Source organism: Alistipes sp. AM16-43 (assembly GCF_003435745.1).
Lineage (GTDB): Bacteria > Bacteroidota > Bacteroidia > Bacteroidales > Rikenellaceae > Alistipes > Alistipes onderdonkii.
Genome location: NZ_QTUQ01000011.1, coordinates 37913 through 51834, shown reverse-complemented (window position 1 = coordinate 51834; position 13922 = coordinate 37913). Strand labels below are relative to the sequence as shown.

Here is a 13922-nt window from a genome sequence, read left to right as displayed (position 1 = left end):
GGTTAAATCTAAGTTTAACAATTACTTACACAGCGACGTATCGCACCCACTCCTTGTTTATCTGGTTCCCGCGGGAGTAGCGGGAAAGGGACTGCATGTTGCGCGCACGTTTCTCGAACATACGCAGGTTTTCGTCGCTGTCTTCCAGGAACACGTACTGGTTGTAAAGGTGGTCGCAGGAAAGCAGAAGCCCCACGGGGGCCGCGAACGAGAGCAGGCAGTCCGAACGGTCGGTGGAAAGACGCTCGTAACGGGTGTCCGTACCCACGTGCCCCGGCAGGTCTTCCGTGTCCGAGAGCGTGTGCAGGCACACCCGTTTGTTACCCACGCGCAGAACCTCGGCCCCCAGCTCGATGTCCTGAAGAGAAGTCGTCTCCGAGAGCGAGAGGGAAAAGTACCGTTCCAGCAGGCCCGGACAATCCGCCGTACCCGTGATCTCGTCCCCAGTGAGGCGGACAAGGGTCAGGAAACCCGAATCGTTCAGAATACGCTCGAACTGTTCCGCCGCCTCCAGGAATTTTGTCGCCGATTCCCGGTTTACCTCTTTGGGAATGATGTTGCCCCGGCAGAGGGTCGAGAAGTCTGAACGCATGTGCATACGCTCCCTCGTCGTTTTCGTCAGGTAGAGGAAGCAGGCGTGGGTCAGGAACGGACGCTCGTTGAAATGCCGCTCGTAACTGCGGGAGAGGAAACTCATGTCCCCCTCGCCCGTGGCCGGGCGGTAACGCTCGCGGATGAACCAGTCCTGCTTGTGTACCACGCTGTATTCGGGCAAGACCTTCAGGGCCTTGCACCAGGCGGCGTGGATCGCCTCGTACTCGGCGGACGTGACGGTGAACAGCTCCGGGAGTTCGACCCGATAGACGACCGTTATGTCCGCGTCCTTGCTGATGATACAACCGCCTTCCACGGCCAGGAGCGGGAACTTGCTTTCCAGCGTGGTGGCTTTCAAGAGGTTTCTCATACGCGGCCCCCCTTTCTTTTCAGCAACCGGCGCAGGGACTTGCGGTTGAGCAGGTAGCGGGGATGCCGGCGCGCGGCGAGCAGCTTCATCAGCCCGTGTTCCCCGTAACGGGTGTTCAGGCGGAAGGTAAGCCAGACCAGCACCGAAGCCGCCGCAACGCCGAAAGCGATACATACCCACTGATCGACCCCTGCCATGTAGAGGATGACGAACACCACGAAGACGGCCAGCAGGCCGCCCGCGAAGATGAAGAGGTACTGCGCCTTCAGGCCCCGGAACTCCACGCTCTTGCCGATTCCCTTGTTGATTCCATATTCCATAATTATTTGCATGACAGGTTGGACTACAAGAAGAAAGAGCGTAGGATCGTCGCGGCGACAATCAGGAAAATACACGCGCCGAACCAGCTCGCGGCGGTCTTCGACGTGTCGGGGTCGCCGCTCGAAAACTTGTTATAGACCTTGATGCCCCCGATAAGGCCGACCACAGCCCCCACAGCGTACACGAGTTTCGTGCCGGGGTCGAAGTAGCTGGTTACCATGTTGGTAGCCTCCGTAATGCCGGCGATGCCGTTGCCCTGCGCGAAAGCGGAGGAGATGGCGGCAAAGAGAAATGCCGCCGGAAGAAGAATCTTGTTCTTTCTCATAACTCGATAATGTTTGAATTGTGGCGCGGGGATGGATAGGCCCCGCACCGGGTTAAACTTCTTGATTCGTTTTTTTTCAGTGGTTCGAGGATAGCCTCACGCGCTACCCGTAGTCTTTTTCTTTCATCGTGATGTCATTATGGGGTTAAACAAACTCACGGACGTCGAAACCCGTGGGAACCGAACCCTGCGGAGATGGGCTTTCCGCAGACCTCTCGGACATACGCCGGTGAAAAGCCGAGAGGTAGGTGTCGATCAGGGATTTTACCCTGTCGTTCCCGTCGGGGCGGCCCGAAACGATGACCTCGAACATGTCGGTCTGTTTCAGGCCCAGGAGGACACGTCCCGTTTCCTCCCTTTGCTCGTCTGTTGAAGGTGGATCGTGTACCACGTGGCGGTAGGCTTCGCCCATCTGTTCAAAACTAACCCCCTGGGCAAGCGAGCGGCCCAAAAGGGGCAGCTCTTCGGTGTCGTCTTCATCCTCGTCATAATCCGGCTCCTCCGCGTCCGCATCCGGGAAAGATTCATCGTACAGCGGAAAGTCGATTTCCAGAGGTTCGTTAGGCTCCCCCTCGGGAGCGACACCGAACACTTCATCCAGGTCTTCCGGCGGAATCTGCCGGGGGTGTTCGGGTACATTCGTGGGCACAAATATATCGGCTTTTTCCGTAACTTTTTCAGTTTCAGATTCTACGGCAGCTTGTGGCCGGGAGTGGCGCAAGTCGAGGACAAAGCGGCTCCTGCCGATGATCTCCTGCCGGCAGGGCGTGTCTTCGGAAACGATCCCGTCTGCCGGTTCGTTACGTTCCATCCGCCGCAGGCGGAAAAACGCCCACAAGGCATACCCCACGGCAAAGAGGGGCAGCAGCCACAACGCCCCGTTCATCGCTCCTCCGCTTTGGGTTGCCGGGAGGCCACGGCCTCACGCTCCTCGAAAAGCCGCTCGATGGTTTCCCGGTTATCGTCCAGGTGCGCCTTGAGAACCTTGTCCACGTAGGCCGTGATCGTCACGTCGCCACGACCGATGACACGGGTGATCTCGCGGATACGCTCGTGATACGACGGACGTATCTTCACGTGCTTGTTACCGGCGAAAGGCAGCCGCAGCAGGCAGATGTAACGGGCCAGGTACTCGGCCTCGGGGGTGGGGACAGTCCCCACGGCGACCTCCCCCGAAGGGCCGTCGGGGACGATAAGGGTTTTCATCCTGCGCCGGTAGCGGCACACGCGGAAGATGAAGGGCACGGCGACGCAAAGGACGGCCGCCAGGATAACAGATAAAATAATTGCTTTGTCTGACATGATGGATTGTTTTTAATAGGTTGTAAATATTGGGTTCATAACTAAAAAATATCGGAGTTCCGTTTCTTGTAGAGTTCCGAAATTTCCTCCTGATAGGTAGCGAAATGCTGCTCCAGCACATTGTCCAGGTAGCTATACAGCGAGAGTTCGTTCTTACCGATAACCTGCACTATCCGGGTTATACGCTCGTGAAACTCCTTGCGGATATACACCGTTTTGCCGCTTCGGGTATTGGAGGGGGCGTTCCGGATAAAAAGACGCTCGTAATCCTGGCCTTTCCCTCTTCGGCGGCGTCCCTCCTCTTTCGTAGCCGACGAGGAGGCGGCCTCGCCGGACGGTTCCGATAGAGCCGATGCCTCCTCCTCTTTTTCCGGCGTGTAAGGATGTAATGGCCGGTTTCGGCTTTTGGCCTGGCTGATGATGAAGGAAGCGTCCAAACCGTCGTCATGTTCTTTTCCGCTCATAAGATCCTACTTTAACAGTTCGATCAATTCATCCACGAGTTTATCCAGGTTGCTGCCCCGGATCAAAGAACGGTCTGCCGGGAAGAGCGTGGAGCGGAAGACAGAGCGACGGCTGGCGTTCTGCTCACGACGAAAACGCTTGGTGTCAGGCAGGAAGGTCTTCAGAACAGGAAGATCCAGCTCTTTCATTACCGCCTCGTAAACCTGATATAACTCTGTTTTTTCACGTCCGTCCACCATGTTCCATAGCATATACAGCCCTTTCATCCGGGACTTCTCGCGGCCCATGATATGCTCTTTTACCACAACCGCGTAATTCAGGGTGCTTTCCATGACAACCCGGTCGGCACTGATCGGGGCGACGAGATAATCCATTCCGGCCAGGGAATGAATCAGATCCTCGTTATTGATCGTACCGGGAAGGTCGAAGAACACATAATCGAAATCACCTTGCGGCAGGAGGTAGTCGGCATCGGCCAACGCCTCTTTCGTGTTGCTTTCCACGACGGGATAGGCTTTCTTTTGAAGCCGGGTGAATTGTTCGTAAGCTAACCTCTTGTAATGTTCGTCTTCGAGGGCAAGCTTCAGGTCACGTTCCCGCATCTCCACGATGGAGTGTTGGGGATAATCGCAGTCGATGACCGCGACATTGAAACCCTTTACATAGTGCAGGTAAGAGGCTGCCAGCACCGTGAGGGTGGTTTTACCCGCTCCGCCTTTCTGGGTGGAGAAGGCCACGAATTTCGTTTTCTCTTTCATTGTTCCATGCGTTTTTAGTTATACAATCGGGTAATCGTTCATCTCTTCACGTATCCGGGCAAGTGACGGCATGAGATTTTATGCAGGTATGCCGGCACGCATATATGCTGGTGCGCTGGCAGGCTGTTACGCCGGTATGCCGGTGCATGGGCGCGTGTCCGATTTTATACTCATGCGCAACCGCATTTGCTTATCCGGACAAAGACCCGCTTTTTCCTCTGCACACGGTGTTTTCTGCATCCGTCCGCACGTGTGCGGACAGGGGGATGTGTCATTGCCCGTATCCGTTCTCACGTGCAAAGTAAACCCTTAAAAACACGGGTTGTATGCTCTTTTTCCGCTATGGCCGCGTGTGGCGTCAAAGTGGACGCAAGTGGCGTAATCACTTGTAGTACAAGCGATTGAATAGGTCGGTATCTTTGCCTCGTGAACGATCCCGACGCTAATGAAGCCGTCCTTGCCCCGTTTTACGGCGGCTCTTTCAATGTTCTGTCCGCGAGCGGGCAGAAGGTATTTGCAAAGGGCAAATAGCAAGCTGTGTTTTCTGCTGCACGATTCTCGTTTTGCAGCAGAAAACAGCTTGCCCGCAAGGGGGAGAAAGCACCTCCGGAGTCGGTGCTTTTCAGAAGGGCGGCAAGCCGCGAAGGGATCGGAATTTTCAGGAACCGGTGGGGCCCTGGCCTCTCCTTAAAATTTCGATGCGATGGAAAAGAACAGAAAGCCCCGAGGGGGCAAAGGGGGACGACCCGCGAAAAACGACCCGGCCGTTTACCGCTTTTCGGTAAACTTTTCAGCCGTGGAACATGCCCGTTTCCTCGACCTTTACGAGCAGTCCGGGCTATTGTCCAAAGCCGCTTTTATCAAAGCGAGAGTGTTCAACGAGGCGTTCCGGGTGGTAAAGACCGACCGGGGAACGCTCGAATACGTGGCGAAGCTGACCGCTTTCCACGCCCAATTCCGTGCCGTGGGAACGAATTATAACCAGGTGGTGAAGGAGCTGCACGCGCATTTTTCCGAGAAGAAAACACTCGCGCTGCTCTATAAACTGGAGAGAGCGACACGTGAACTGGCGGCCGTCGGGCAGCAGGTCGTGTCGCTCTCCGAAGAGTTCAAACAGCGATGGTAGCCAATATCACCACCGGAAAAGACGTGTACGGCGCGCTGGCGTACAACCAGGAGAAAGTCGATCGGGGCGACGGGAAGGTGCTGCTGACCCACATCGTGAGGGAGCCGGCGGATGGGCGCTTCAACGTGGCCGCGACGGCAGAAGACCTCCTGCGCTGGATGCCCTCGCACTACCGGACGGAAAAACCCGTCGTGCACGTGTCGCTCAACCCGGCTCCCGAAGACCGCCTCGACGACGGGCAACTCGCGGAGATAGCCGGGGCCTACATGGAGCGCATGGGCTGGGGAGGACAACCTTATATCGTATTCAAGCATACCGACATCGGACGGGAGCATATCCATATCGTGTCGGTGCAGGTGGCCCAGGACGGGCGCAAGATAAACGACAGCAGGCGCAACGAACGCAGCGTGGCCGTTACCGAGGAACTGGAACGGGAGTACGGACTGCATCCCGCCAAAGGGAGAAGGCGGGAGAAAGGGCAAGGGATCGTCCCCGCCGATTACACGCGGGGCGACCTGAAACGCCAGGTGGCAGCGGTAATAAAACCGGCCGTGGCGACATACCGCTTCCAGACCCTCGGCGAGTTCCGGGCATTGTTGTCCTTATATAATATAGGTATAGAGGAAGTCCGGGGAGAGCGGAACGGAACCCCCTACCGGGGATTGCTCTACACGCTGCTGGACGAGAACGGGGACAAGGCAGTGGCTGCGCCGCTCAAATCCTCACTGTTCGGTAAAGAGGTCGGGTATGACGGGCTGGAACGGCACATGGAGCGCAACGCCGAACGGTTCGGGAAGGACGACACGAGGAGGCAAATCCGTGGCCGGGTCGATAAAGCGCTTCGGGGAGAACCCACGGAGGAAGAACTGCGCGAACGCCTGCGGGGAGCCCGGGTGGATCTCTACATACGACGCAACGAAAACGGCCGCATCGTGGGAGTGACGTTCATTGACCACGAAACACGGACGGTCGTGAACGGATCACGGCTGGGAAAGGCATACTCGGCCAACGCCTTCGAGCTGCGCTTCGGCGGGAAACGGAATCCCGGGGAAAACACGAGGGGCTTGTCCCCGAAACAAGCGCCTGCCGGACGGGACGGGCAACGGAAGCGGAATACCTCACGACGGAGGAAAGTATAACATCTCAATTATCATTCATTTATTAAATTTTACGGTTATGCAACAGGAAGACGACCTTCGGGGTCTTGCAAAAACAATGGATTTCATGCGGGCATTGAGTATCTTGTTCGTGGTTATCAACATCTACTGGTTCTGTTACGGGCAGATACGGGAATGGGGAATCAATATCGGCGTGGTCGATAGGATTCTGCTGAACTTCGACCGCACCGCGGGGCTGTTCCGGAATATACTATGGACGAAACTTTTCGCCGTCGTGTTCCTCGCCCTTTCATGCCTCGGGACAAAAGGAGTAAAAGAGGAGAAAATTACCTGGCGGAAAATCACGGCATCGCTGGCCACGGGAGGCGTGCTGTTCTTCTTCAACTGGTGGCTGCTGGACTTGCCGCTGACGGCGATGGCGAACGCGGCTTTCTACATACTGACCCTATCGGCCGGGTATATCTGCCTCTTGATGGGCGGCGTGTGGATGTCCCGCCTGCTGAAGAACAATCTCATGGATGACCCTTTCAACAACGAGAACGAATCATTCCAGCAGGAAACACGCCTGATCGAGAACGAGTACTCCATAAATCTGCCGACGAAATTTTACTATAACAAACAGTGGAACAACGGGTTCGCCAACGTCGTAAACCCGCAAAGGGCTTGCATCTGCATGGGAAGCCCGGGCAGCGGGAAGAGTTATTGTGTTGTAAACCAGTTCATTAAACAGCAAATCGAAAAGGGCTATACCCAATACATCTATGACTACAAGTTTCCCGATCTTTCGGAAATCGCTTACAACCACCTGCTGAATCACCAGAAAGGTTACAAGAAAATCCCGACTTTCTACGTCATAAATTTCGACGACCCGCGCCGCTCGCACCGCTGTAACCCCATTCACCCGGACTTCATGACCGATATTTCGGACGCCTACGAGAGCGCCTATACCATCATGCTCAACCTGAACCGAAGCTGGGTGCAGAAGCAGGGCGATTTTTTTGTGGAAAGCCCCATTATCCTTTTTGCGGCCGTGATCTGGTTCCTGCGCATCTACGACAACGGGCGGTATTGTACCTTCCCGCACGCCATCGAGTTCCTGAACAAGCGGTACGAGGATATTTTCCCGATTCTGACATCCTACCCGGAACTCGAAAACTACCTCAGCCCCTTTATGGATGCCTGGCTCGGAGGCGCTCAAGACCAGCTCCAGGGCCAGATAGCATCGGCCAAAATTCCGCTTTCCCGCATGATTTCGCCCCAGCTATATTGGGTCATGTCGGGCGACGATTTCACGCTCGACATCAACAACCCGGACGATCCCAAGATACTCTGCGTGGGGAACAATCCCGACAGGCAAAACATTTACGGAGCGGCTTTGGGATTGTATAATTCCCGGATTGTCAAGCTCATAAATAAGAAAGGCCAGCTCAAATCGGGCATCATCATCGACGAGTTGCCGACAATCTACTTCAAGGGACTCGACAACCTGATCGCCACGGCCAGAAGCAACAAGGTCGCCGTGCTGCTGTGCTTCCAGGATTTTTCACAGTTGAAGAGGGACTACGGGGACAAGGAGGCCGCCGTCGTGATGAACACGGTGGGCAACATCTTCTCCGGGCAGGTCGTAGGTGAAACGGCCAAGACACTCTCGGAACGGTTCGGTAAGGTATTGCAGAAGCGGCAGAGCATGACGTTGAGCCGCAGCGACAAATCGACATCCATATCCACGCAGCTGGACAGCCTGATCCCGGCCTCGAAGATCTCGACGCTCACGCAGGGAATGTTCGTCGGGGCCGTGGCGGACAATTTCGACGAACGTATCGAGCAGAAGATTTTCCACTGCGAGATTGTCGTGGACAACGAAAAAGTGAAAGCGGAAACGGCCCGGTACAAGAAGATACCACAAATTACCGACTTCACGGATGAGAATGGGACGGATCACATGAAACAGGTCGTGCAGGAAAACTACGAACGTATCAAGGCAGAGGCCGGCCGCATCGTCGCCGAGGAGCTGGAACGTATCAAGAACGACCCGGTGCTTTGCAAGCTCCTGCCGGAACAGAACTAAATGAACACAAACACCCCGCAAACACCCTCCGTTACCTTAACGGGGGCTGTTTCCTGGTTTTATAACCGCACAGCTGGTGTTTTGGAGCATAAAGTAGTGATTATGTGAACGGAAAACATTATTTTTGTGTTCGGAATCCTTTTAATTATAAGTATGACAGTTACCGATATATACGAAGCAATGAACAGCAAGGCGGAAACGTTTTTCGAGTGGTTGCAGGCTCACCCGCAATACGGGTTGCTGTTTGGTGTCGGGTTGCTTGCCCTATGGCTTGCAGGGTTGCTGTTCCGTTGGAAATGGGCGTGTCATTGGCAGTTTAACAGCAAACTGTGGTTATTTGACGATTGCAAGCCTGAAACACGCCGCAGGGTTCAGATTGTGTTGGTCAGCGTTCTGATTATACTTATATTGGTTGGTTTCTTTGTATGGAGATAACGGTATGGAAAAGGACAATCGCAAATACCGGATCTGCTTCATCGACTATATGTGGTATGTAGCCGAGATATGGCACGAAAGGGAGCGTACCAATCTCAACGGACGTATGCTACTGTTTTGGTGCTGGCTCTTCGTCCTACTCATACCGCTTGGGTTTCCGCCGATATTGCGCCTTTTCGGCTGGATGATTGGTTTGGCCATAGTGATTCCTCTCTGCTTTCTTCCCGATTTATTCTGCAAGCTACGCTATACAGCCGGACGGCGTGAAGCGCTCCGTGAACATTACGGGAAGATGAAACATCCCGGCAGGAAGCTCGCCAAAATAGTTCTTATCGCTATCGCCCTGATCGTGGCAAATGTAGCGCTGATGTTCCACCTCGGATTTATACATTGGGCATGATGAAACGGCAGGAGAATAAGCAACGGTTTTATCTCTGGGATTACCTCTGGTGGATGGGGGAGAAATGGAAGCAGGCAAGACGAACAGGCAGGGTCGATGGCGAAATGATGCTCTCGATTTATATCTTCGCTCTTTTGATATTCCCTATGATGACTGTTACTATCCGGCTTTTTCCAGGTGTGTCGGCATTGTTGCCATGTGTCGTTTTTAGCATTGTCACATTTGCCGTTATGTCGCTCGTCAGCAGGATTTACAAATGGCGAGGCAAAGCAGTGATGTCTCACTATGCCAAGTGCAGGTTTAACGAACTCCTTGCGGTTCTGTTATTTTTCCTTGCGATGGCCATTATCTGCTTTATGATGTATCTTCTTGACAAAAAGTGATACATACTTTGATACGGACTCCGGGCCGTTATATCGAATGGTCTAACTCGATGTACCAGTTTCCCTTGATGGGCTTGTAAAGCGTGGTGTCGTTGTACGTCCTGCGGTAGATCTCGTTCAGGTCGCCATGTTCGGTGATACGGATATTCCGACGGCTTCTCAATCCGGGATCGTAAACGAAACTCTTGGACGTTCCGGCATCCACGATGCCGTGGGAGTAGTACGGCATAACGAGGCTCACATATACCGAATCTGCCGTTCCCCATTCCCTGCGATCAACAAGGATAAAACCGCATCCAATCTCTGATAACAGGGAGTCGAGTAGGATTCGCTCCGGCTTCAACAGTCCATATACCGGGATGTCTTGTTCATCATTCGTTTCATGGGATGTATCGCTTTGCTCCATTGAATCAAGTATAATAACCTCTTCCGGAGAAAGCGGCGGGTAGTGAAAACTACCTTCTGAACTCTCTGCCATGATTTCGTACACCTTACGGAACGCCACCTCGTGCGTGGTGAAATGGCGTATCATTTCCTCGTCCGACGGCGGCATGGGAGGCTCTCCGCAGCTTACGGCAAGCAGGATTACAAATAACAGGATTATGACTGGTGTTCTCATTTTCTAATGTTTAATGTTCTGTGGCTAACCAATCTTGTTTAGGGAGTTGAGCCATTTGTTAATAGCATCCAATCTGTTATTCTGTTTAATGGTATCTTCATTTCTACATAATTTGATTTGCCGAATAACAGAGTTCTGCATAATTGAATCGGATTTGAAAAGCAGTTCTAAAACGGCTTCATAACATTTGGAATATCTGGACAATTCATCCAATATATTTGCGTCTTTTAGAATATACAGGTTGAAATTGTACACAAATGACTTGTAACTGAAAATCTCCGACTGTAATGCTGCTGCATCAAGACAAGTATAAAACAATTCCTTATCGTGCTGATATAGCCACATATAATCAGATGGGTTCAGGTTGTAGTGCAATAAAGTTTCCGAACGGACAAATGGAAGCCCCGTATTTGAGCCTACCAGATAACGGTATGTCTCATTGACTATTGACTCAACTATTTCAATGGATTCTGATTGTTTGTCCGATTCCCGTATTTCTGTAAATGTATCGGCAATAAGAACTTCCACATCCTGCGATTTGTAATATATACCGTTTTTTTGCCAGCGGAATCTACGGATATATTCTTCAGAAGTCGGACAACAGAACAGTAAAGTATTTAACAATCGGTTCAGATATATTCGCTTATCTGGAATATGACAACGGTGTAACCCTATTATGGAGCCATAAGCGTATAGCTTTCCAAACTCGTTTTCCTCCGAATTTGAATTTTTAGGCATGTAATACAACCGCACAATATTGGAAATGAAATAATATATATCAAGATATTTCAATGTATCAGCCGATTCTCCATATTTGTTAAGTAAATGCCGCTCCAGTTTCTCGCCATACCATAAGTAGCCATCGGGATTTATTTGAAACAACCGATGAAACTTAGGTCTTGATAATGAAAAGTTCTTGTTTCTACTTTTCATTCGTTCCAGTAAGGCGACAATAATTCTATTCGTTATATCCATAGCTGTAATGTTTGGTGGCTAACCGACCTTTAAGGGGAGGTTGAGCCGCTTGTTAATCGTCTTTATTGGATTGAATGTATTATTAAAGATACTTCGTCTTTTTGATAAAGATAAGTTTTTATTATACAAGATGTTTTTTGTAATGATAAAAAAACTTTAACCGACGCTTCACAATAGGGAGACAAAGAATCAAATAGGACTAATTCAGTAGAATCCCATTTTACTTCAACTTCTTCTATCGGTTCTGCCCCAGTTACTATATCATTCTCCAGAAGTTTTTCCACCGTTAGATAATCGGGAGCATACTTCCAACGAATTATTAAAATTGCTCCATCTTTATTTACTATGCGTGTAGCCATCGGTTCATCTCCCATTACCAATAAGACATGATTGTCTATATAGATTTTCCCCAAGTAATCTGTTACGCTACATATAGCATTGTAGTTTTCTTGACCCTTCCATTGATGGGCATATTGTTGCTCAACAATGACAAATGGGCTTCCTGATGTTTCAATCCAATTATTCATATTTTTCTCAGCGATTAATGTTCGGCAGCGTTCCGCTTTAAGCGGTAGTGCTGCGTGTTAGCAACTTATTTCCAAAATTTTTCAAGCTCTTTATATTCTCCAAACCAATACTGAAAAGCGACTTTATCAATACCATTTGTGCCCCTCCAAAAATCCACTGGATAATTCCAATCCGAACGACCGCTACTTCTGGGTGGACATCCTCCGTAATATTCATAAAAAGCTCCTTTATATTTTTCAGTATGGAGAATGCCAAGATACCCCATTATTTCCAACAAATTTTGTAAAGCGAGTTCTGCACAAAATTCAGCATCAATACATTTTCCTTCTTTCTTCCAATGCTTGAAAAATTCTTTTTTCTTCAATAATTTGAACACATCACGAATTCCGTCTGATTTCTGCACAGATATAATAGTTTCAAAGACTTCTTTAAGAATATACAGTCCTTCATTTTGAAGCCCTTGATTGTGAAGAGAACTTTGGCTCTCTTTATTTTCTTGCCATAAGCACTGCAACATCTCATAAATATTATCATCACAAGGTCCAATAAGAGGGTCGTAAGGATATTCCTCCAGATTACGCTCAAATTGGCAAGAACATAAAATACAATGTTGAAGATTAGTTTGGTTAACGATTTCTGCTTGCTGTTCTTTGGGCATATCTTCAAAAGCAATTACATTCCGTTCTAAAACTGGTTTCTTATATTCTTTTGCTATTAACCTATCATCCTTGAATCTATCTCCAGTCTTAGGTATATTCAAATACGAGTAAGAATGTACATGAAAAGTTTTCATTTTAGACAATACTTGAAGTCCAAAATGAATCTGTCCATTCACTAACGTTTGCAGAAATAGCTCCGTAAGCCGTTTCTTGTCAGATGAAGCTGCTTCTTTAACTAATAACTCTATGGCTTCGTTATGTGTCATTGTTATTTTTTTACAAGTTGCTAATGTTTGGCAGCGTGCCGCTTGTTCAGTCGGTTTGCTGTTTGTTATCGTTGTTAAAGAATCTTCTTACATCATAATTTGCGATAGTTCTTGCCAATGATTTAGGAGATACTCCATAGTTATTTTTTATATCGGGATTAGCCCCATTTTTCAAAAGTTGTTCGATAAAGAAGCCATCTCCACGGTATCGCATAACGGCTTCCCATAAAGGAGTATTCCCATTTACATTTTGTATATCCAAATCTGCATTGCTATTCAGGAGTATTTCAAAAATATCTTGTAGCTGACACTGAACAGAAAGATATAATGCAGTCCGTCCGTCTTTTCTTTTATCATTTATATCCAATCCTTTTTTTATAAATTCGGATATAATCACACCTGCTGGATGTACAATACTATCATAGTTCATTATATAATAATGAAGTAGATTACTGCCATATTTGTCTTTACTTTTTATGTCATAATCTATTAGAGTCTGCATGAACTTATTTGAGTTATCACTCAATAATTCAAGTTTCATATCTTCTATTGTTTTCATTTTTTTTATTCTAATGTTGACAACGATAATGTCCGGCAGCGTTCCGCTTATTCAGTCGGTTTGCTGTTTGTTAACATCCCATTCTCTATTTCAATAATAATTGGTTTCACATTCAACTTGCGTCCTCCTTTAGTTATACTACCCGAAGCGTATTTTTGAAGTAGATCATAAAATGATACGCCATTGTTGTCGCATGAAAATGGGTTTACACCAGCACGTATAAATCTTATCATTAATTCACAATCTTCGGGATGATATTGTAATGCTATCCGAAGTGCATTTCTTCCTTGATTATCCGTTATATTTTTATCAACGCTTGGATTATCAAGTAAAGAAACTATCATTTCTATATTATATGCCCAAATTGCTGCAAATAAAGGGGATGCCCCACTCGCATCTTGATGATTTAAATTTGCGCCTAATTCTATAAGTTTATAAGCAAAATCATTTTTCCCTTCAGCTATGCAATTCATTAAAAAACTCCTGCCATTTCTATCCACGCTATTTAGCCCATACTTTTCAAGGAAAGACAGAATCTTTGAAAAGTCATTCTGAAACAATAGTGGATATAATTGTTTATCATCAAAATAATTAGTCATTTTCTCATGCTTTTAATTGGGATGTTAATGTTTGGTGGCTAACTTACCTTTA

General features: G+C 49.1%; 18 protein-coding genes and 1 pseudogene. 6 read left to right on the top strand and 13 right to left on the bottom strand.

The window, feature by feature from the left end:
* Nucleotides 1-43 precede the first annotated feature (43 nt).
* The 7 genes and pseudogenes from DW189_RS13485 to DW189_RS13455 form a co-directional block, all read right to left on the bottom strand.
* A pseudogene (locus DW189_RS13485) lies at nucleotides 44-964 on the bottom strand (TraG family conjugative transposon ATPase); the annotation flags it as partial.
* Nucleotides 961-1287 (bottom strand): DUF4133 domain-containing protein, encoded by a 327-nt coding sequence (locus tag DW189_RS13480; protein WP_029429442.1) that lies wholly within the window; start codon nucleotides 1285-1287, stop codon nucleotides 961-963. The pseudogene DW189_RS13485 and the gene DW189_RS13480, both read right to left, overlap by 4 nt.
* 20 nt (nucleotides 1288-1307) lie before the next feature.
* Nucleotides 1308-1610: a DUF4134 domain-containing protein gene (locus DW189_RS13475; RefSeq protein ID WP_004319158.1), complete on the bottom strand. Its 303-nt coding sequence runs from the start codon at nucleotides 1608-1610 to the stop codon at nucleotides 1308-1310.
* A gap of 145 nt (nucleotides 1611-1755) precedes the next feature.
* Nucleotides 1756-2496, bottom strand: a complete 741-nt coding sequence (locus DW189_RS13470) for a hypothetical protein (RefSeq protein WP_070782548.1) — start codon at nucleotides 2494-2496, stop codon at nucleotides 1756-1758.
* Nucleotides 2493-2912 carry a DUF3408 domain-containing protein gene (locus DW189_RS13465; protein WP_004295458.1) on the bottom strand — a complete coding sequence of 140 codons (420 nt, stop codon included), beginning with the start codon at nucleotides 2910-2912 and terminating at the stop codon, nucleotides 2493-2495. Before DW189_RS13465 ends, DW189_RS13470 begins: the two co-directional genes overlap by 4 nt.
* A gap of 41 nt (nucleotides 2913-2953) precedes the next feature.
* Nucleotides 2954-3376 carry a DUF3408 domain-containing protein gene (locus DW189_RS13460; RefSeq protein WP_004295459.1) on the bottom strand — a complete coding sequence of 141 codons (423 nt, stop codon included), beginning with the start codon at nucleotides 3374-3376 and terminating at the stop codon, nucleotides 2954-2956.
* A 6-nt stretch (nucleotides 3377-3382) separates the two neighbouring features.
* Complete coding sequence (locus DW189_RS13455; protein ID WP_007559008.1) at nucleotides 3383-4135, bottom strand: ParA family protein; 753 nt, start codon at nucleotides 4133-4135, stop codon at nucleotides 3383-3385.
* Between the two features lie 703 nt (nucleotides 4136-4838).
* Between DW189_RS13455 and mobA the strand changes: the two genes are divergently transcribed.
* From mobA to DW189_RS13420, 6 genes are all read left to right on the top strand, one after another.
* Nucleotides 4839-5261: a conjugal transfer protein MobA gene (gene mobA, locus DW189_RS13445; RefSeq protein WP_004295462.1), complete on the top strand. Its 423-nt coding sequence runs from the start codon at nucleotides 4839-4841 to the stop codon at nucleotides 5259-5261.
* Nucleotides 5255-6400, top strand: a complete 1146-nt coding sequence (mobB, locus tag DW189_RS13440; RefSeq protein WP_117508536.1) for a conjugal transfer protein MobB — start codon at nucleotides 5255-5257, stop codon at nucleotides 6398-6400. Before mobA ends, mobB begins: the two co-directional genes overlap by 7 nt.
* A gap of 37 nt (nucleotides 6401-6437) precedes the next feature.
* On the top strand, nucleotides 6438-8447 hold the full coding sequence (gene mobC, locus DW189_RS13435; protein WP_004319168.1) for a conjugal transfer protein MobC: 2010 nt from the start codon (nucleotides 6438-6440) through the stop codon (nucleotides 8445-8447).
* Between the two features lie 153 nt (nucleotides 8448-8600).
* Nucleotides 8601-8882 (top strand): Imm17 family immunity protein, encoded by a 282-nt coding sequence (locus DW189_RS13430; protein ID WP_009123648.1) that lies wholly within the window; start codon nucleotides 8601-8603, stop codon nucleotides 8880-8882.
* 4 nt (nucleotides 8883-8886) lie between these two features.
* Nucleotides 8887-9282: a hypothetical protein gene (locus DW189_RS13425; RefSeq protein ID WP_004295258.1), complete on the top strand. Its 396-nt coding sequence runs from the start codon at nucleotides 8887-8889 to the stop codon at nucleotides 9280-9282.
* The gene (locus DW189_RS13420) at nucleotides 9279-9665 is read left to right on the top strand and encodes a hypothetical protein (protein WP_004319173.1); all 387 of its coding nucleotides are present in this window, start codon (nucleotides 9279-9281) and stop codon (nucleotides 9663-9665) included. Before DW189_RS13425 ends, DW189_RS13420 begins: the two co-directional genes overlap by 4 nt.
* Before the next feature lie 28 nt (nucleotides 9666-9693).
* Here the strand turns inward: DW189_RS13420 and DW189_RS13415 are convergent, their stop codons facing one another.
* The 6 genes from DW189_RS13415 to DW189_RS13385 all read right to left on the bottom strand — a co-directional run bounded on the left by DW189_RS13415 (nucleotide 9694) and on the right by DW189_RS13385 (nucleotide 13870).
* Nucleotides 9694-10284 (bottom strand): DUF4948 family protein, encoded by a 591-nt coding sequence (locus DW189_RS13415; RefSeq protein ID WP_004295259.1) that lies wholly within the window; start codon nucleotides 10282-10284, stop codon nucleotides 9694-9696.
* 24 nt (nucleotides 10285-10308) lie between these two features.
* Complete coding sequence (locus DW189_RS13410; RefSeq protein WP_007662662.1) at nucleotides 10309-11259, bottom strand: hypothetical protein; 951 nt, start codon at nucleotides 11257-11259, stop codon at nucleotides 10309-10311.
* Nucleotides 11260-11321: 62 nt separating this feature from the next.
* On the bottom strand, nucleotides 11322-11786 hold the full coding sequence (locus DW189_RS13405; protein ID WP_004295263.1) for an Imm21 family immunity protein: 465 nt from the start codon (nucleotides 11784-11786) through the stop codon (nucleotides 11322-11324).
* A 65-nt stretch (nucleotides 11787-11851) separates the two neighbouring features.
* Nucleotides 11852-12712 carry a hypothetical protein gene (locus DW189_RS14300; protein WP_118458472.1) on the bottom strand — a complete coding sequence of 287 codons (861 nt, stop codon included), beginning with the start codon at nucleotides 12710-12712 and terminating at the stop codon, nucleotides 11852-11854.
* Between the two features lie 46 nt (nucleotides 12713-12758).
* Complete coding sequence (locus DW189_RS13390; protein ID WP_008763874.1) at nucleotides 12759-13271, bottom strand: ankyrin repeat domain-containing protein; 513 nt, start codon at nucleotides 13269-13271, stop codon at nucleotides 12759-12761.
* A gap of 47 nt (nucleotides 13272-13318) precedes the next feature.
* The gene (locus DW189_RS13385; protein ID WP_117508533.1) at nucleotides 13319-13870 is read right to left on the bottom strand and encodes an ankyrin repeat domain-containing protein; all 552 of its coding nucleotides are present in this window, start codon (nucleotides 13868-13870) and stop codon (nucleotides 13319-13321) included.
* Between the last annotated feature and the right edge of the window lie 52 nt (nucleotides 13871-13922).